This is a genomic window from Streptomyces sp. NPDC037401 (genome assembly GCF_055602345.1).
The window spans coordinates 63476-79818 of sequence record NZ_JBVJWO010000028.1; the positions used below are offsets into that span (position 1 = coordinate 63476).

The 16343-nt window shown below is 73.0% G+C and carries 12 protein-coding genes; 4 read left to right on the top strand and 8 right to left on the bottom strand.

Going from position 1 to position 16343, the window contains the following annotated elements; genetic code table 11:
* Positions 1-149 precede the first annotated feature (149 nt).
* Together ACZ7H1_RS26635 and ACZ7H1_RS26640 are read right to left on the bottom strand one after the other, a co-directional pair.
* Positions 150-1688 (bottom strand): vWA domain-containing protein, encoded by a 1539-nt coding sequence (locus ACZ7H1_RS26635; protein ID WP_470790298.1) that lies wholly within the window; start codon positions 1686-1688, stop codon positions 150-152.
* A 241-nt stretch (positions 1689-1929) separates the two neighbouring features.
* The gene (locus ACZ7H1_RS26640) at positions 1930-3492 is read right to left on the bottom strand and encodes an alpha/beta hydrolase (RefSeq protein ID WP_470790327.1); all 1563 of its coding nucleotides are present in this window, start codon (positions 3490-3492) and stop codon (positions 1930-1932) included.
* A 241-nt stretch (positions 3493-3733) separates the two neighbouring features.
* Here ACZ7H1_RS26640 and ACZ7H1_RS26645 point away from each other — a divergent pair, with 241 nt between their 5' ends.
* Positions 3734-6142, top strand: a complete 2409-nt coding sequence (locus ACZ7H1_RS26645; RefSeq protein ID WP_470790299.1) for an excinuclease ABC subunit UvrA — start codon at positions 3734-3736, stop codon at positions 6140-6142.
* Positions 6143-6182: 40 nt separating this feature from the next.
* Here the strand turns inward: ACZ7H1_RS26645 and ACZ7H1_RS26650 are convergent, their stop codons facing one another.
* From ACZ7H1_RS26650 to ACZ7H1_RS26665, 4 genes are all read right to left on the bottom strand, one after another.
* Complete coding sequence (locus ACZ7H1_RS26650; RefSeq protein WP_470790300.1) at positions 6183-6860, bottom strand: hypothetical protein; 678 nt, start codon at positions 6858-6860, stop codon at positions 6183-6185.
* Between the two features lie 92 nt (positions 6861-6952).
* Positions 6953-7699, bottom strand: a complete 747-nt coding sequence (locus ACZ7H1_RS26655) for a succinate dehydrogenase/fumarate reductase iron-sulfur subunit (protein ID WP_470790301.1) — start codon at positions 7697-7699, stop codon at positions 6953-6955.
* Positions 7696-9654, bottom strand: a complete 1959-nt coding sequence (locus tag ACZ7H1_RS26660) for a fumarate reductase/succinate dehydrogenase flavoprotein subunit (RefSeq protein ID WP_470790302.1) — start codon at positions 9652-9654, stop codon at positions 7696-7698. The genes ACZ7H1_RS26655 and ACZ7H1_RS26660 overlap by 4 nt, the downstream gene beginning before the upstream one ends.
* Before the next feature lie 2 nt (positions 9655-9656).
* Positions 9657-10343: a succinate dehydrogenase gene (locus ACZ7H1_RS26665; protein ID WP_470790303.1), complete on the bottom strand. Its 687-nt coding sequence runs from the start codon at positions 10341-10343 to the stop codon at positions 9657-9659.
* A gap of 72 nt (positions 10344-10415) precedes the next feature.
* On the opposite strand from ACZ7H1_RS26665, the gene ACZ7H1_RS26670 reads away from it, so the two are divergent.
* Positions 10416-11294: a LysR family transcriptional regulator gene (locus tag ACZ7H1_RS26670; protein ID WP_470790304.1), complete on the top strand. Its 879-nt coding sequence runs from the start codon at positions 10416-10418 to the stop codon at positions 11292-11294.
* Positions 11295-11322: 28 nt separating this feature from the next.
* Here the strand turns inward: ACZ7H1_RS26670 and ACZ7H1_RS26675 are convergent, their stop codons facing one another.
* Both ACZ7H1_RS26675 and ACZ7H1_RS26680 read right to left on the bottom strand, forming a co-directional pair.
* Positions 11323-13494 (bottom strand): putative bifunctional diguanylate cyclase/phosphodiesterase, encoded by a 2172-nt coding sequence (locus ACZ7H1_RS26675; protein WP_470790305.1) that lies wholly within the window; start codon positions 13492-13494, stop codon positions 11323-11325.
* The gene (locus tag ACZ7H1_RS26680; RefSeq protein WP_470790328.1) at positions 13491-14351 is read right to left on the bottom strand and encodes an SAM-dependent methyltransferase; all 861 of its coding nucleotides are present in this window, start codon (positions 14349-14351) and stop codon (positions 13491-13493) included. Before ACZ7H1_RS26680 ends, ACZ7H1_RS26675 begins: the two co-directional genes overlap by 4 nt.
* Positions 14352-15244: 893 nt before the next feature.
* Between ACZ7H1_RS26680 and ACZ7H1_RS26685 the strand changes: the two genes are divergently transcribed.
* Positions 15245-15406: a hypothetical protein gene (locus tag ACZ7H1_RS26685; protein WP_470790306.1), complete on the top strand. Its 162-nt coding sequence runs from the start codon at positions 15245-15247 to the stop codon at positions 15404-15406.
* Positions 15407-15431: 25 nt separating this feature from the next.
* Positions 15432-16196, top strand: coding sequence for a bestrophin-like domain (locus ACZ7H1_RS26690; protein WP_470790307.1), 765 nt, complete (start codon positions 15432-15434; stop codon positions 16194-16196).
* Positions 16197-16343: the final 147 nt, after the last annotated feature.

Here is a 16343-nt window from a genome sequence, read left to right on the forward strand (position 1 = left end):
CGCCCGAGCGTGCCGTCACCCTCCCCCTCCGTGAGCAGCGGCGACGCCCCCGCCAAGATTTCCCCCCCGACCCCCCCCCCCCCTCCCCCCCCCCCCCCCTCCTCCCCCCCCCCCCCCCCCCCCCCCCCCCCACCGCCGGCCGTCCGGGCTCACCCTCGTAGCCGGTCCGCCTGCCGGACCGCTTCGGACAGCTTGCGGACCTCCGGGTCCCCGGTACGGGCGGCCAGCCGCTCAGCGTGACCGGCGAGACGGCCAAGGGGCTGCGCGCCCGGCAGCGGCTCCCAGGCGGCGGCCGACTCCCGCAGCTCCGCGGCGAAGTACGCCGCCACCGCCGCGACCTGCAACGACGCCGGCGCCTCGGTCCACAGGCCGGCGCCGAGCGCAGCCGCCTCGACGCGGGCGGACTCCTCGTGCGGCGCCCGGCTGTGCGGGTCGAGCCAGCGGACCGTGGCCGTCGCCACGTGCCCCTCGGCGCCCGGCCGGAGCCGTACGGCGTACAGGGCCGTGACGGTGTGGCCCGGTCCCACCTCCCCGCCGTCCACGCTGTCGTCGCGGAAGTCCTCGTCGGCCACCTTGCGGTTCTCGTAGCCGATCAGCCGGAACCGCTCCACGGTCTGCGGGTCGAAGGACACCTGGGCCTTGGCGTCCCGGGCGCGCAGCTCGATCTGCGCGGGCAGCTCCTCGCAGAAGACCCGCTGGGCCTCCTCCTCGTCGGAGACGTAGGTGGTGTGGCCGTCGCCGCGGTCCGCGAGGCGTTCCATCAGCGCGTCGCCGTAGTCGCTGCCCACGCCCACCCCGGAGAGGGTGATGCCGTGGCTGCGGCGGGCCCCGGCGATCCGCTCCAGGATGGCGTCCGCCGAGGTGGCCCCGGTGTTGGCGAGCGCGTCGGAGAGCAGGACGACGCGGTTGACGGCCCCGCGGCGGTGGCCTTCGACGGCCACCTCGTAGCCGCGGGTCACACCGGCTTCGACGTTGGTGGAGTCGAGGGGCCGCAGCCGGTCGATCACGTCGTGCAGACGGTCGCGGTTCCCGTCCAGGCGGGTCATGGGCAGCCGGACCTCGGCCCGGTCGCTGAAGGCGACCACGGCCACCGAGTCGTCGCCGCGCAGCCGCTCGGCCATCGCGTCCATGGACGAGCGCACGAGGTCGAGGCGGCCCGGCTCGGCCATCGAGCCCGAGACGTCGACCACGAAGGTGAGGGCCGCGGGCGGCCTGGCCTCGTCGGAGTCCGCGGTCCTGGTCGCGAGCCCGACGCGCACCAGCGACCAGTCCTCGTCCGGGGTCCGGGCCCCGTCGACGGTCACCGAGAAGCCGTCCCCGTCGGGCCGGCCGTAGTCCTGGCGGAAGCTGTTGACGAACTCCTCCGGCCGGACGGTCGCCGGGTCGGGCAGCCGGCCCTCGGCGAGGGTGCGGCGGGCGAATCCGTACCCGGCGGTGTCGACGTCCAGGGCGAAGGTGGACAGGTGGTCGGGCGGGGCCGTGCGCCGGATCCCGTCGTCCTCGCCCTGCCCGGCGGTGGTTCCCCGGTCGTACGCGCCGCCGCCGTCGGGCCGGATGTGCGCGAGGTCCCGCGACGCCCCCCGCCCGTCGTGGGCCCGGTCCGTGCCGTGCCCGCAGCCGGTGAGCAGCAGCCCCCCGGCCGCGAGCGCGGCGAGCAGTCTTCCGTACGTCCTTGCGCAGAGCGTCATGTGGCCCCCTCGGATCGTCAGCACTGGTGAATGTGACGTCCGAGAGGGCCTGTCGGGCCCCTCGGGAGGGTTGCGATCGGGTCTCGAAGCGACAACGGCAGACGGAATGTCAACCTCGCGCCACGATCGGGACACGATCCCTTCACGGAGGGAACCGCAGCAGCGGATGCTGCCCTGTCCGAACCGGGTCAGAACCGGGTCAGAACCGGGTCGGAAGCGGCTCGGACCGGATCGGACCGGATCAGAAGCGGCCGGCCGAGGCGGGGAAGCGCTGCGTGTCCGGGAGCGGGAGCTCCTGACGCTGGGCCGTCGGGACGGCCTTGCAGGTGACGTCGCGGGCGGGCAGCTTGCCGGTGGTCAGGTACGCGTCCACCTTGGAGTCCACGCAGGGGTTCTTGGCGAAGAGGTAGACGCCGTGGCCCTCGCCCTCGTCGACCGTCAGCATGCGCGAGCCCTTCAGGGCCCGGTGCAGTCCCACGCCGCTGGACATCGGGGTCTGCGAGTCCCACTCGTTCTGGATGGTCAGCATGCCGACCTTGTTCGCGACCGGGGTGGCGGGCTCGATGCCCTTCTTCCAGAACGCGCACGGGGTGATGTTGGACGCGAAGTCGCCGTAGAGCGGGTACCTGGCCTTGTCGCGGATCGCGTCGCGGCGGTACTGCGCGGGGTCACGCGGCCAGGCCGAGGTGTCCGTGCAGATGACCGCGAGGAACGCTGCCTCGCCGTTGTCCGCCGGGACCGCGGCGGACGCGGCCGTCGGGGCGGCGGCGGGACGGGCCTTCAGCGCGTCGGGGAGGGTGGCCGCGCGGCCGGCGGCCGCCTGCTTGAGGGCGACGACGAACTGGGAGGCCTGCTCGACGCTGAAGAAGACGCCCCGCGCGGAGCGGATGTCGTCACCGGTGATCTTCTGGCCCTCGATGACGATGGGCTCGCGGTCGGCGCGGCCGACCAGCTTCCAGAAGGTCCTGGAGACCTCGGCCTGGGTGCGGCCGAGGTGGTACTGCGCGTCGCGCTTGGCGGACCACTTGGTCCAGCGGGCGAAGGCCGGCTCGGCACCCTCGGCCCACACCTGGATCATGCCGCGCCAGATGCGCTTCGGGTCCACACCGCTGTCGAGGACGAAGCGGTCGGTCCGCTTGGGGAACATCTGGCTGTAGACGGCGCCGAGGTAGGTGCCGTACGAGTAGCCCAGGTAGGAGATCTTCCGCTCGCCGAGCACGGTGCGGATGACGTCCATGTCGCGTGCGGTGTTGCGGGTGGTGATGTACGGCAGCAGGTGGCCGGACTTGGCCTCGCACTTCTTGGCCACGGCCTTCGCCCAGGCGACGTCGCGCTTGAACGTCTCCTTCTTGTAGACCCGCGGGAAGTTCGCGTCACTGCCGGTCAGGCCGCAGGTCACCGGCGTGCTCTGGCCCACGCCGCGCGGGTCGAAACCGATGAGGTCGTAGCTCTCGCGGACCTGCTTGGCGAGCATCTGGCGGCCGAGCAGGGGCATGTCGAGACCCGGGCCGCCGGGGCCGCCGGGGTTGAACAGCAGCACGCCGCGCTTCTTCGCCGGGCTCGCGGCCTTGATCCGGGAGATCGCCACGTCGATCTTGCGGCCGGCGGGCTTGCGGTAGTCCAGCGGGACCTTGATGGTCGCGCACTGGTAGGCGGCGGGCTGTTCGGGATCGCACCGCTTCCAGGAGACGGTCTGGCGGAGGTGTCCGTCGGCCGCGGGGGTGGTGGCGGCCTGGGCGGGCGCGAGGCCCGGGACGAGGGTCGCGGTGACGCCCACGGCCAGCAGCGACGCGATGTTGCGCATGCGCACGGGAGCCGGTCCTTTCGGAAGATGAAGGGGACACGGCAACCCTCATATGCCGAAAGCCGGAGCGAATCAGCCCACGGGTCAAGCTCTCTACGACTCGAGGATGACCGGACGACTCGTCAAGTATGAGATGGAATCCGGCCATTGAGCCGCTGCGGACTCTATAATTCCGTTCCTGCCTCCTGCTGCCTCCTGCTGTCTCCGGGGCTGCCGCCTCCGGCCAAGTAGCATCGGCGGGATGCACCACCCCGCACCCCGGCCGACCTCGCCGGCCCCCTCCCGGCCCGTCGACCCGTACGTCCGCGTCCGCGGCGCGCGCGAGCACAACCTCCGGGGCGTCGACGTCGACATCCCCCGCGACGCGCTCACCGTCTTCACGGGGGTCTCCGGGTCCGGCAAGTCCTCGCTCGCCTTCGGCACGCTGTACGCGGAGGCACAGCGGCGGTACTTCGAATCCGTGGCCCCGTACGCCCGGCGGCTGATCCACCAGGTCGGCGCCCCGAAGGTCGGCGAGATCACCGGACTGCCGCCCGCCGTCTCCCTGGAGCAGCGGCGCAGCGCCCCCGGGTCCAGGTCGTCGGTCGGCACGGTCACCCTGCTGTCCAACTCGCTGCGGATGCTGTTCTCCCGCGCCGGGACCTACCCGCAGGGCGCGCAGCGCCTGGACTCGGACGCCTTCTCGCCGAACACCGCCACCGGCGCCTGCCCCGGCTGCCACGGCCTCGGCCGGGTGCACGGCACCACCGAGGACCTGCTCGTCCCCGACCCCTCCCTGTCGATCCGCGAGGGGGCGGTGGCTGCCTGGCCGGGGGCCTGGCAGGGCAAGAACCTGCGCGACGTGCTCGACGCCCTCGGGTACGACGTGGACCGGCCCTGGCGCGAGCTGGACCCGGCGGACCGGGAGTGGATCCTGTTCACCGAGGAGCAGCCGGTGGTCACCGTGCACCCGGTGCGCGAGGCCGACCGGATCCAGCGCCCGTACCAGGGCACGTACACGAGCGCACAGCGGTACGTCATGAAGACGTTCTCCGACAGCCGCAGCGCGACCCTGCGGGCGAAGGCGGAGCGCTTCCTGACCAGCGCCCGGTGCCCGGACTGCGACGGCAGGAGGCTGCGGCCGGAGGCACTCGCCGTCACGTTCGCCGGGCGCACCATCGCCGAGCTGGCCGGGCTGCCGCTCACCGAACTGTCCGCCCTGCTCGCCTCCGCGCCCGGCCCGGAGACCGTACGGGTGCTGACGGAGGACCTGCTCGCCCGGATCGGGCCGGTCACCGAACTGGGGCTGGGCTACCTGAGCCTGGACCGCGCCGCGCCCACCCTCTCGGCGGGCGAGCTGCAGCGGCTGCGGCTGGCCACCCAGCTGCGCTCGGGGCTCTTCGGGGTGGTGTACGTGCTGGACGAGCCGTCGGCGGGCCTGCACCCGGCGGACACCGAGGCGCTGCTCGGGGTGCTGGAGCGGCTGAAGGCGGCCGGGAACACCGTGTTCGTGGTCGAGCACCACCTCGACGTGGTGCGCAGCGCCGACTGGCTGGTGGACGTGGGCCCGCGGGCCGGGGAGCACGGCGGCCGGGTGCTGCACAGCGGCCCGCCGGCCGGGCTCGCGCAGGTGGCGGAGTCGGCGACGCGCCGGTTCCTCTTCGGCCGCGGGGCGGCGCCGGCGCGGGAGGTGCGCGGGCCGTCGGGAGCGCTGCGGCTCACCGGCGTGACGCGGAACAACCTGCGCGGTCTGGACGTGGAGTTTCCGCTCGGGGTGTTCACCGCCGTGACGGGTGTCTCCGGGTCCGGGAAGTCCACGCTGGTGGGGCGGGCCCTCGCCGGGACGGTCGCCGAGCGGCTGGCGGCGGGCGGCGACTGCCCCGTCTCCCGGCTGGTGGAGGTCGACCAGAAGCCCATCGGGCGCACGCCGCGGTCCAACCTCGCCACGTACACCGGCCTGTTCGACGTGGTGCGGAAGATCTTCACCGGCACGGCGGAGGCCCGGGCCCGCGGCTACAAGGCCGGGCGCTTCTCCTTCAACGTGCCCGGCGGGCGCTGCGAGACGTGCCAGGGCGAGGGCTTCGTCTCGGTGGAGCTGCTCTTCCTGCCCAGTACGTACGTCCCGTGCCCGGAGTGCGGGGGCGCCCGGTACAACGCCGGGACGCTGGAGGTCCGGCACGAGGGGCTGAACATCGCCGACGTGCTCGCGCTGACCGTGGAATCGGCCGCGGAGTTCTTCGCGCGGGTGCCGTCGGCGGCCCGCAGCCTGCGCGCCCTCCAGGACATCGGCCTGGGCTACCTGCGGCTCGGGCAGCCCGCGACCGAGCTCTCGGGCGGCGAGGCTCAGCGCATCAAGCTGGCGTCGGAGCTCCAGCGGGTGCGGCGGGACCACACGCTCTACCTGCTGGACGAGCCGACGACGGGGCTCCACCCGGCCGATGTGGAGGTCCTGCTGCGGCAGTTGCACGGGCTGGTGGAGGCGGGGCACTCGGTGGTGGTCGTCGAGCACGACATGGACGTGGTGGCGGGAGCGGACTGGGTGATCGACCTGGGGCCGGGCGGCGGCGAGGACGGCGGCCGCGTGGTGGCGTGCGGTCCGCCGCGCGAGGTGGCCGCGGCGGCGGGCAGCCGTACGGCTCCCTACCTGGCCCGCGCGCTGGGCACCGGCTGAGACCTGCCGGCCGTGCGGGTGCGTGGCGCGGCGCCGCCGGTCAGGCGTCGCCCGGCATGAGGTGCTGTGCGATTTCCGCGAACTGCCAGGTGCCCCCGTGCCGGGTGAAGGTCCACACGAGGTCGTGGCGGTCCGGCCAGCCTGCCGGGACGCCGAGGACCCGGTCGGCGCCGAGGGCGCGGACCAGGCGGGGGATGCCGGTGTGCTCCCAGCAGATCAGGACCGGGGCCGGGGCGGCCAGGGCGGCCCGGGCCAGTTCCGCTTCCCTGCCCACCGCCCACGGGGTGCGGACCGGGGTGCGCAGCTCTTGCGCCAGGGCGGCCACGGTCTGCCGGGACCGGGCGGCCCCGGCGGCGGCGTAGAGCGTCGCGGGAGGCGGCAGGCTGGCGGCCCTGACGGGGACGAACAGCCCGGGAAGGGCCTGTGCGCGGCGGTGGCCGCGGCCGGAGAGCGAGCCGGGGTCCGGTTCGCCCTCCTCGTCCTCGCCGTCGGCGCCCGCGTACGGGTGCTCGGCGTGCCGGATCACCATCACCAGGGTGTCCCGGGCGCCGGGTGGGCCGGGGGCGGGCCCGGACGGTGTTCCGCCGTCCGTGCAGCCGGCCACCAGCGGGGCGAGGGCGGCCAGCACGCTGCGCCGGGGTACGCCCGCTCCCGCCGGACGGTCGGCTCCCGTGGCCTGCGTACCGTCGGTGGCTGCGCTCGCTGCGGTTGCTCGCATGGGGTGCACTCTCCGCCATCGGCGGGACCCGGCCGGGGCGCGGCACGGCGTACCGGCGCCCCGTCAACCGATCGGCGGACCCGGGTGCCGCGTCAGCGGCGGACCTTGCGGGCGGCGCGCAGCCACTCCTTGTTCATGGCGGCGATCGACGGCAGCGGGATGCCCTTCGGGCAGGCGGTGGCGCATTCGCCGGTCAGGGTGCAGCCGCCGAAGCCCTCCTCGTCCATCTGCGCGACCATGTCGAGCACGCGGGTCTCGCGCTCGGGCGAACCCTGCGGGAGCACGTTGAGGTGGTTGACCTTGGCCGAGGTGAAGAGCATCGCCGAGCCGTTGGGACAGGCCGCCACGCAGGCCCCGCAGCCGATGCACTCGGCGTGCTCGAAGGCGGAGTCCGCGTCGGCCTTGGGGACGGCGGTGGCGTGCGCCTCGGGCGCGGAGCCGGTGGGGGCGGTGATGTAGCCGCCCGCCTGGATGATGCGGTCGAAGGCGCCCCGGTCGACGACGAGGTCCTTGACGACGGGGAAGGCGGAGGCCCGCCAGGGCTCGACGTCGATGGTGTCGCCGTCCTCGAAGGACCGCATGTGCAGCTGGCAGGTGGTGGTGCGTTCGGGGCCGTGGGCGTCGCCGTTGATGACGAGGCTGCAGGCCCCGCAGATGCCCTCGCGGCAGTCGTGGTCGAAGGCGACCGGTTCCTCGCCGCGCAGGATGAGGTCTTCGTTGAGGGTGTCGAGCATCTCGAGGAAGGACATGTCGCGGGAGATGCCGTCGACCTCGTACGTGACCATGGCGCCGGGGGCGGCCGGGTTCTTCTGGCGCCAGACGCGCAGGTTGAGCCTCATGCGTAGCTCCGCTGGGTGGGGTGGACGTACTCGAAGGTCAGGTCTTCGCGGTGCAGGACGGGGGCCTCGCCGGTGGCGGTGAACTCCCAGGCGGCGGCGTAGGAGAAGGACTCGTCGTCGCGGGCGGCCTCGCCGTCGGGTGTCTGGGACTCGGTGCGGAAGTGGCCTCCGCAGGACTCCTCGCGGTGGAGGGCGTCGAGGCACATCAGCTCGGCGAGTTCCAGGTAGTCCACGATGCGGTTGGCCTTCTCCAGCGACTGGTTGAACTCCTCGCCGCTGCCGGGGACCTTGATGCGCCGCCAGAACTCCTCGCGTATCTGCGGGATGCGGGCGAGGGCCTTGCGCAGGCCGGCGTCGGTGCGGGCCATCCCGCAGTACTCCCACATGAGTTCGCCGATCTCGCGGTGGAAGGAGTCGGGCGTGCGGTCGCCGTCGACGGCGAGCAGCCGGGCGAGCCGGTCGCGGGTCTCGCGTACGGCGGACTCCGCCTCGGGGTGGGTGTCGTCCATCTGCTCGGCGGTTCCGGTCTGCGGGTGGCGGGCCAGGTAGTCGTTGACGGTGGACGGCAGGACGAAGTAGCCGTCGGCGAGGCCCTGCATCAGGGCGGAGGCGCCGAGCCGGTTGGCGCCGTGGTCGGAGAAGTTGGCCTCGCCGATGGCGAACAGGCCGGGCACGGTGGTCTGGAGGTCGTAGTCGACCCACAGTCCGCCCATCGTGTAGTGCACGGCGGGGTAGATTCGCATCGGGACCTCGTACGGGTCCTCCGCAGTGATCCGCTCGTACATCTCGAACAGGTTGCCGTATTTCTCTGCGACCTTCTCGCGGCCCATGCGGCGGATGGCGTCGGCGAAGTCGAGGTACACGCCCTGCCCGCCGGGGCCGACGCCGCGGCCCTCGTCGCAGACGTTCTTGGCGGCGCGGGAGGCGATGTCGCGCGGGACGAGGTTGCCGAAGGAGGGGTAGATGCGCTCCAGGTAGTAGTCGCGCTCGTCCTCGGGGATCTCGTGGGCGGGGCGGGTGTCGCCCTCGGCCTTCGGTACCCAGATGCGGCCGTCGTTGCGCAGCGACTCGCTCATCAGCGTCAGCTTGGACTGGTGGTCGCCGGTGCGCGGGATGCAGGTGGGGTGGATCTGGGTGAAGCACGGGTTGCCGAAGTACGCGCCGCGCCGGTGGGCCCGCCAGACGGCGGTCGCGTTGGAGTTCATGGCGTTGGTGGAGAGGTAGAAGACGTTGCCGTAGCCGCCGCTGGCGAGGACCACCGCGTCGGCGTAGTACGTTGCAATGTCACCTGTCACCAGGTCCCGTGCCACGATGCCGCGGGCCCGGCCGTCGGCCACGATCAGGTCGAGCATCTCGGTGCGGGCGTGCATCTCGACGTTCCCGGCCGCGATCTGCCGGGACAGCGCCTGGTAGGCGCCGAGCAGCAGCTGCTGGCCGGTCTGGCCGCGGGCGTAGAAGGTGCGCGAGACCTGGACGCCGCCGAAGGAGCGGGTGTCGAGGAGTCCGCCGTACTCGCGGGCGAAGGGGACGCCCTGGGCGACGCACTGGTCGACGATCTCGACGGAGATCTGGGCGAGGCGGTGGACGTTGGACTCGCGGGCGCGGAAGTCGCCGCCCTTGACGGTGTCGTAGAAGAGCCGGTGCACCGAGTCGCCGTCGTTGCGGTAGTTCTTGGCGGCGTTGATGCCGCCCTGCGCGGCGATGGAGTGGGCGCGGCGCGGGGAGTCGGAGTAGCAGAACTGCACTACGCGGTAGCCCTGTTCGGCCAGCGTGGCGCCGGCGGCGCCGCCCGCGAGTCCGGTGCCGACGACGATGACGGTGTGCTTGCGCCGGTTGGCCGGGTTGACGAGCCTCGCCTCGAAGCGGCGGCGGTCCCATCGCTCGGCTATCGGGCCCTGCGGGGCCTTGGTGTCGGCGACCGGGGCGCCGGTGGCGTAGTTGGTGTAGTCGCTCATGGTCAGTTCACCACTCCGGTCATGACCGCGACCGGGACGGAGACGAAGCCCGCGGTCAGTACGAGGGCCAGCAGGTTGGCCAGGGTCTTGAGTGCCTTGTCGCGGCGGGCGTTGCCGGCGCCGAGGGTCTGGGCCGCGCTCCAGAAACCGTGCCGCACGTGCAGCCCCATCGCGATCATGGCGGTGAGGTAGATCGTGTTGCCGTACCAGGTGGAGAAGGAGGCGACGACGTTCTCGTACGGATGCCCCTCCAGGGCGCGCTCGTTGACGGTGAGGGTGGTCAGGTCGAGGATGTGCCAGACGATGAAGAGCCCGAGGATCACCCCGCCCCAGCGCATCGTGCGGGTCGCGTAGCTCGACCGGCGCCGCTTGTGCGCGTACCGCACCGGGCGCGCCGTGATGTCGCGGCGGCTGAGCTGGTACGCGGAGACCGCGTGGGCGGCGACGGCGGCGAGCAGGACCACGCGGGCGGCCCACAGCCCCCAGTGGCTGTGCAGGAAGGGCTCGCCCATGTGCCGCAGCCAGCGACCGTACCCGTTGAACTCGTCCGGGCCGAAGAAGATCTTGAGGTTGCCGAGCATGTGCACGACCAGGTAGCCGAGCATGATCAGCCCGGACACGGCCATGACGGCCTTCTTGCCGATGGTCGAGTCCCAGAGGGAGGGAGGCGTTCGCGTTGCCAGAGCCATGCCATCGACGCTAGGGACCTGGGCCCCGAAAGGTCCAAGACATGATGCGGCTGATGTTCATAGGCTTGGTCTATGCAATTTCAGCAGCTGGTCTATTTCGTGGCCGTCGCCGAGACCCGGCACTTCACCCGCGCCGCGGAGCGGGTCCACGTGGCGCAGCCCTCGCTCTCCCAGCAGATCAAGGCGCTGGAGCGGGAGCTCGGCGCGGAGCTGTTCAGCCGGGCGCGCGGGAACATCGCCCTGACCGACGCGGGCGAGGCGCTGCTGCCGCTGGCCCGGCGGATCCTCGCGGACGCGGACACCGCCCGCCTCGAGGTCCAGGAGCTGGCGCAGCTGCGGCGGGGCCGGGTGCGGCTGGGCGCGACGCCCAGCGTGTGCACGGGACTGCTGCCGGGGGTGCTGCGCGCCTTCCACACGGCGCATCCGGGGATCCGGCTGCTGATCGAGGAGAGCGGCTCGCTCGACCTGGTGCGCGAACTGGCCCGCGGGGCGCTGGACCTGGCCCTGATCGCGCTGCCGCTGCCGCCCTCCGCGCCGGCCCTGACGACGGTGGAGCTGCTGACCGAGGACCTCGTGGTGGTCTCGTCCGCGGAGCAGCCGGCGCCCGGCGGTGGCGGGCCGCTGGCGGTCCGGGCCCTGCGGGACCAGCCGCTGGTGATGTTCCGGCACGGCTACGACCTGCGGGAGCTGACCGTGACGGCCTGCCGCGCAGAGGGCTTCGAGCCGACGTTCGTGGTCGAGGGCGGCGAGATGGACGCAGTCCTGGGTTTCGTACGGGCCGGTCTCGGCCTGGCGGTGGTGCCGGCGATGGTGGCGCGCCAAGCCGACCGGGGCCTGCGCGTCACCCCGCTCGCCGGATCCCCGCTGCGCCGCACGATCGCGCTGGCCCACCGCACGGACGTGGCCCCCACCCGCGCGGCCCGCGAGCTGATGCGCACCCTGCTGGCGTAGGGGCGTCCGTCGGCAGCGGGGCCGTGCGTCAGGTCGGGGTGGGGATGGCGTCCGCCAGGGCCAGGGCGTGGATGCGGTCCGGGGCCCCGGGGCGGGCGTAGTACCAGCCCTGGGCCGTGTCGCAGCCCAGGTCGCGCAGCTGCGCCGCCTGGGCGCCCGTCTCGACCCCCTCGACCGTGACGGCGAGTTCGAGGCTGTGGGCGAGGGCCACGATCCCCTCCACGATCTTCACGTCGACCGGGTCGGCGGGCAGGCGCTGCATGCCCTGGGTGAAGGAACGGTCCAGCTTGAGCACGCTGACCGGGAGCCGGCGCAGGTTGGCCAGGTTCGAGTAGCCGGTGCCGAAGTCGTCCAGGGCGATGTCCACGCCCAGCGCGGCCAGCCGCCGCAGCGGTTCGAGCAGCTCGTCGTCGGCGCCGATCAGGGCGGACTCGGTGACCTCCAGGCACAGCGCCCCGGGCGCCAGCCCCGAGCTCTCGAGCACCCGTACCGTGTCCGCGACCAGGCCCGGGTGGTGCAGCTGCGTCGGGGAGAGGTTGACGTTGATCCGCAGCGGGCCGCCGCACTCGCGCTGCCAGGTACGGGCCTGGCGGACCGCCTCCTCCAGCACCCAGCGGCCCAGCGGCACGATGAGGCCGGTGCGTTCCGCGAGCGGGATGAACCGGTCGGGGCCCAGGACGCCGTACTGCGGGTGGGACCAGCGCACGAGCGCCTCGGCGCCGTGCACGCTGCCGTCGTTCAGGTGGACCAGCGGCTGGTACTCGATGAAGAACTCGCCGCGCTCCAGGGCGGCGGGCAGTGCGTTGGTGAGCCCGTGCCGGGTGATGGCGCGCGCGTCTGCCTCGGCGTCGGCGAGCTCGAAGCGGTTGCCGCCCGCGCCCTTCGCCCGGTACATGGTGATGTCGGCGCTGCGCAGCACCTCTGCGGGGCCGCGCTCCCCCGCCGGCCCCTCCACGATGCCGATGCTGCCGCGGACCGAGAGCTCTCGGCCCTCCAGCCGGACCGGCGAGGAGAGGGTGGTGAGGATGCGCACGGCGAGGTCCGTGACGTCCTCGGGGCCGGACGCCGCGGTGGTGAGGGCCACGAACTCGTCCCCGCCGAGGCGGGCCACCATCTCGCCCGGCCCGGTGGCGCAGCTCTGGAGCCGGTCGGCGACCTCCACCAGCAGCCGGTCGCCCGCGGAGTGGCCGAGGCTGTCGTTGACGGCCTTGAAGCCGTCGAGGTCGAGGTAGCAGAGCCCGAAGCGGGTGCCGTTCGCGGCGGAGAGCGCCTTCTCCAGGCGCTCGAAGAACAGGGTCCGGTTGGGCAGCCCGGTGAGCGCGTCGTGGGTGGCCTCGTACCGCAGCCGCAGGTTGAGCAGGCGCCGCTCGGTGGTGTCCTCCATGAGGGCGAGCTGGTACTGCGGCTTGCCCTCGGCGTCGCGGAGCAGGGACACCGTCAGATTGGTCCACAGCACGGTCCCGTCGTGCCGGTAGTACGGCTTCTCGACGCGGTAGTGGTCGCGCTCGCCGCGTACCAGCTCGCCGTACATGCGCCAGACGTGCGGCGCGTCCTCGGGGTGGCTCCAGTCGCTGACGTTGCGGCCGCGGACGTGGCCCTCCAGTCCGCCGAACATCCGGGTCAGGGCGTCGTTGACCTCCAGGACGTTCCCGTCGAGGTCCGCTATGCCGATGCCGATGGCCGCGCCCTCGAAGACGGCGCGGAAGCGCGTCTCGGTGGCGTGCAGGGCCGCCTGGGCGTCGCTGCGGGCGCTCAGCGCGGAGCGGGCGATGGCCTCCTGCTCCGTGAGCGTGCGCTCGCGCAGCGCCCGGGCGAACCCCGCGGCCAGGGCGTGCTGGAGCCGGGCGCAGCGGGCGCGGTACTCCTCGGTGTCCGAGCGCACGTCGGTGCCGCAGTAGAGCACCAGGTACGACTCGACGACCCCGAGGGTGCCGGAGAGCACGTCGGGGTCGGTGCAGTGCAGGTCGATCAGATCGGCGCCGACCTGCTGTGCGGGGGCGGGTTCGAAGGGCTGCGCGCCGAGTGCGTCGGCGAGGGTGCGCGCCAGCGGTACGAGGCGCTCCTCCAGCTCCTGGCGGGTGAGGGAGGTGGCGGTGACGGGGAAGATGGCCCGGCTCCAGATCCGCGCGAAGCGCGCGATCCGGTCTTCCGGGCCGTCGGGGGGCACCGCGGGGCCCCCTTGCTGCACGGGGAGTCTCACGCCTTGCGTCCCACGCCGGCGAAGCCAGAGAAGGTGTACGGGTCGACGGGTACGTCCGCACCCTCGGGGTCCGCGTCTCCGGCCGCGCCCCCGGTGCCCCTGACGGGCTCTTCGGGCCGCCAGGCCGGCATCGACACGACGCCGGGCTCGACCAGCTCGAAGCCGTCGAAGAAGCGGGTGACCTGTTCCCGGGTGCGCATCACCAGCGGGTTGCGGATGTCGCGGTAGACGCCGACGGTGCCGCCGGCCACTGCCGGGTCGAGCGGGACGCCCTCGTAGGAGGCGTGGGTCAGGACGATCAGGCTGCCCGGGGCGAGTGCGTCGCGCAGCTCGGCGACGGCGGCGTAGGGGTCGTCTCCGTCCTCCAGGAAGTGCAGCACGGCGACCAGCAGCAGGGCGACGGGCCGGTCGAGGTCGAGGAGGGAGGCGACCTGCGGGCTGTCGAGGATCTCGCGGGGCTTGCGCAGGTCGGCGGCGACGATGTCGCTGCGGTCGTCTCCGGCCAGGACGGCCCGGCTGTGGGCGACGGCGACCGGGTCGTGGTCGACGTACACGACGCGGGCCTCGGGGCTCGCGGCCTGCGCCACCTCGTGGACGTTGCCGAAGGTGGGGATGCCGGAGCCGATGTCGAGGAACTGCGTGACGCCCTCGGCGACGGCGTGGCGCACGGCCCTGCGCATGAATGCGCGGTTGGCCTGCATGATCTTGGGGAGTCCCGGCATGAATTCCATGGCGCGGCGGGCCGTCTGCCGGTCGACCTCGAAATTGTGGGAGCCGCCCAGGTAGTAGTCGTAGATACGGGACACGCTCGGCACGGATATGTCGATGCCAGGCGGTGCCCAGTCCGGGCGCTCCATCACGGTCTCCAAGACGTCGTCCTACGGCTGTCCGAGCAGAATCTACTGATCATTGCCCAACCGGGCGAGCTAAAGCGGAAATTGGCGATCCGTTCTTCGTCACACACCAAAGGCACGTGCCCGGTTGTGCCCATGGTTTGATCGAAACCGACAAATACCTTTTGGGATTTAACGACACCTGATCGTGGTGCAGCCATCTTTGGCTCAAACCCCTATGGTGTGAAGTCCGCACGATCAGGCGAATCGGCGGGGTCCGCAGCGTGCGCGGAGGCCCGCGGGCCCATGCTCCCCGGGTGAAGAGACCCTCTGCCAGACGGGTGACGGCCGTATCGGTCCTGCTGTGGGCCGCCCTGTCCGTGACCCCTGCCGTGGCTGATAGCTGCGCCTGTGCCGTCGCGGGTGAAACGGGCTCCCGGGTCACCGCGTACGCCTTCGCGGGCGTCCCGGAACCGTCCGGGCGTGGCGGCCGTCACATCCTCCGGGGGGCCGGCGAGGGCCGCTGCCACGGGCACGGCTGCCACCGCACGTGCCGCGGCCATGGAAAGGGACACGGCAAGGGGCACGGCAAGGGGCACTGCCGGTGCCACTGCCACTGCCCTCCCAAGCCGACCCCCGAACCGACCCCCGAGCCGACGCCCACCCCGAAGCCGACACCGACGCCGAAGCCGACACCGAAGCCGACACCGACGCCGAAGCCCACGCCCAAGCCGACCCCCACGCCCGCACCGAAGCCGACACCCAAGCCGAAGCCGCCCGAGCCCCGGCCGAAGCCGCCGCCGCAGGCCAGGCCCGCACCGGAGCCGGTGCCGCCCCGGCCCCCCGCCCGGCCCCCGGTCGTACGCGCCGTGCCGGCGCCGCCCGCGCCGCGCCCCGAGCCGAGCGTACGGCCCACCTTGCGGCCCACTCCGGCGCACTCGGCGCTGAAGGTCCCCAGGCCCGCCTACCGTGCCCCGGCCCGCAAGAAGCCGGAGCACCACACCATCTCGCCGGTGACCTTCACCCTGCTCGCCACGGCCCCCGCGGTGCTCGCCGTCGCCGCCCTGCGCCCGCGCTGACCCTTCGACCTTTCGGAGACCCAACTTGTCGGAATGGCTCGTCCTGTCCCTCGCGATGGCCGCGGCATGCGCCGTGGTGCTCTCCATCGCCTTCCTCAACCACCGGCGGATCGGCGACGACGACGATCCCTCGGAAACCCCCGACGTCATCGAGTACATGACGATGATGATCGGCGTGATCTACGCGATCGTCCTGGGCCTGGCCATCGCCGGCGTCTGGGAGGCCCGCGGCGCCGCCCAGGAGTACGTCCGCCAGGAAGCCCAGGCCCTGCACGAGGTCGGCATCCGCTCCCAGGTCTATCCGGCCCCGGTGCGCGACCGGATCCGCTCGGACGTGGACGCGTACGTCTCCTACGTCGTCGACACCGAATGGCAGGTGATGGCCGACCGCGGCCAGGTCACCGAGCGCGGCGCGCAGCTGCTGGACCGGGTCCGGCGGGACGTGACCGACTACGAACCGAAGACCGACCACGAAGGGCAGGCCTACCAGCCGCTGGTGGACCAGGTCGGCGCCGCCGACGACGCACGCAGTGCACGGGCGGCCAGTGCGAGCGCCACCATGCCGGGAGTGGTGTGGTTCGGCCTGATCACCGGGGCTCTGGTGACCGTCGGACTGGTCTTCACCCTCCAGATCCGGCGGTCCTTCCGGGAGTTGCTGCTCGCGGGGCTGTTCAGCGCCCTGATCGCGTTCCTGCTCTTCCTGATCTGGGACTTCGACGCCCCCTTCGGCCGGGGCATCTCCGCCACTGCGGAACCGTTCCTCTACCAGTTCCCGCACCTCGCGGACTGATCCGCGCTCCCGGGGGAATCGGGGGGGGGGGGGGGGGGGGGGGGGGGGGGGGGGGGGGGGGGGGGGGGGGGGGGGGGGGGGGGGGGGGGGGGGGGGTGTGGGGGTGGGGGGGGGGGGGGGGGGGGGGGGGAGCGTGCCGGAACGGAC

Bases quoted from the DNA above. Each gene is read 5' to 3' on its own strand.
- ACZ7H1_RS26645 (WP_470790299.1), top strand. From the start codon at position 3,734: ATGCACCACCCCGCACCCCGGCCGACCTCGCCGGCCCCCTCCCGGCCC.
- ACZ7H1_RS26650 (WP_470790300.1), bottom strand. From the start codon at position 6,860: ATGCGAGCAACCGCAGCGAGCGCAGCCACCGACGGTACGCAGGCCACG.
- ACZ7H1_RS26660 (WP_470790302.1), bottom strand. From the start codon at position 9,654: ATGAGCGACTACACCAACTACGCCACCGGCGCCCCGGTCGCCGACACC.
- ACZ7H1_RS26670 (WP_470790304.1), top strand. From the start codon at position 10,416: ATGCAATTTCAGCAGCTGGTCTATTTCGTGGCCGTCGCCGAGACCCGG.
- ACZ7H1_RS26635 (WP_470790298.1), bottom strand. From the start codon at position 1,688: ATGACGCTCTGCGCAAGGACGTACGGAAGACTGCTCGCCGCGCTCGCG.
- ACZ7H1_RS26655 (WP_470790301.1), bottom strand. From the start codon at position 7,699: ATGAGGCTCAACCTGCGCGTCTGGCGCCAGAAGAACCCGGCCGCCCCC.
- ACZ7H1_RS26680 (WP_470790328.1), bottom strand. From the start codon at position 14,351: ATGGAGCGCCCGGACTGGGCACCGCCTGGCATCGACATATCCGTGCCG.
- ACZ7H1_RS26640 (WP_470790327.1), bottom strand. From the start codon at position 3,492: ATGCGCAACATCGCGTCGCTGCTGGCCGTGGGCGTCACCGCGACCCTC.
- ACZ7H1_RS26665 (WP_470790303.1), bottom strand. From the start codon at position 10,343: ATGGCTCTGGCAACGCGAACGCCTCCCTCCCTCTGGGACTCGACCATC.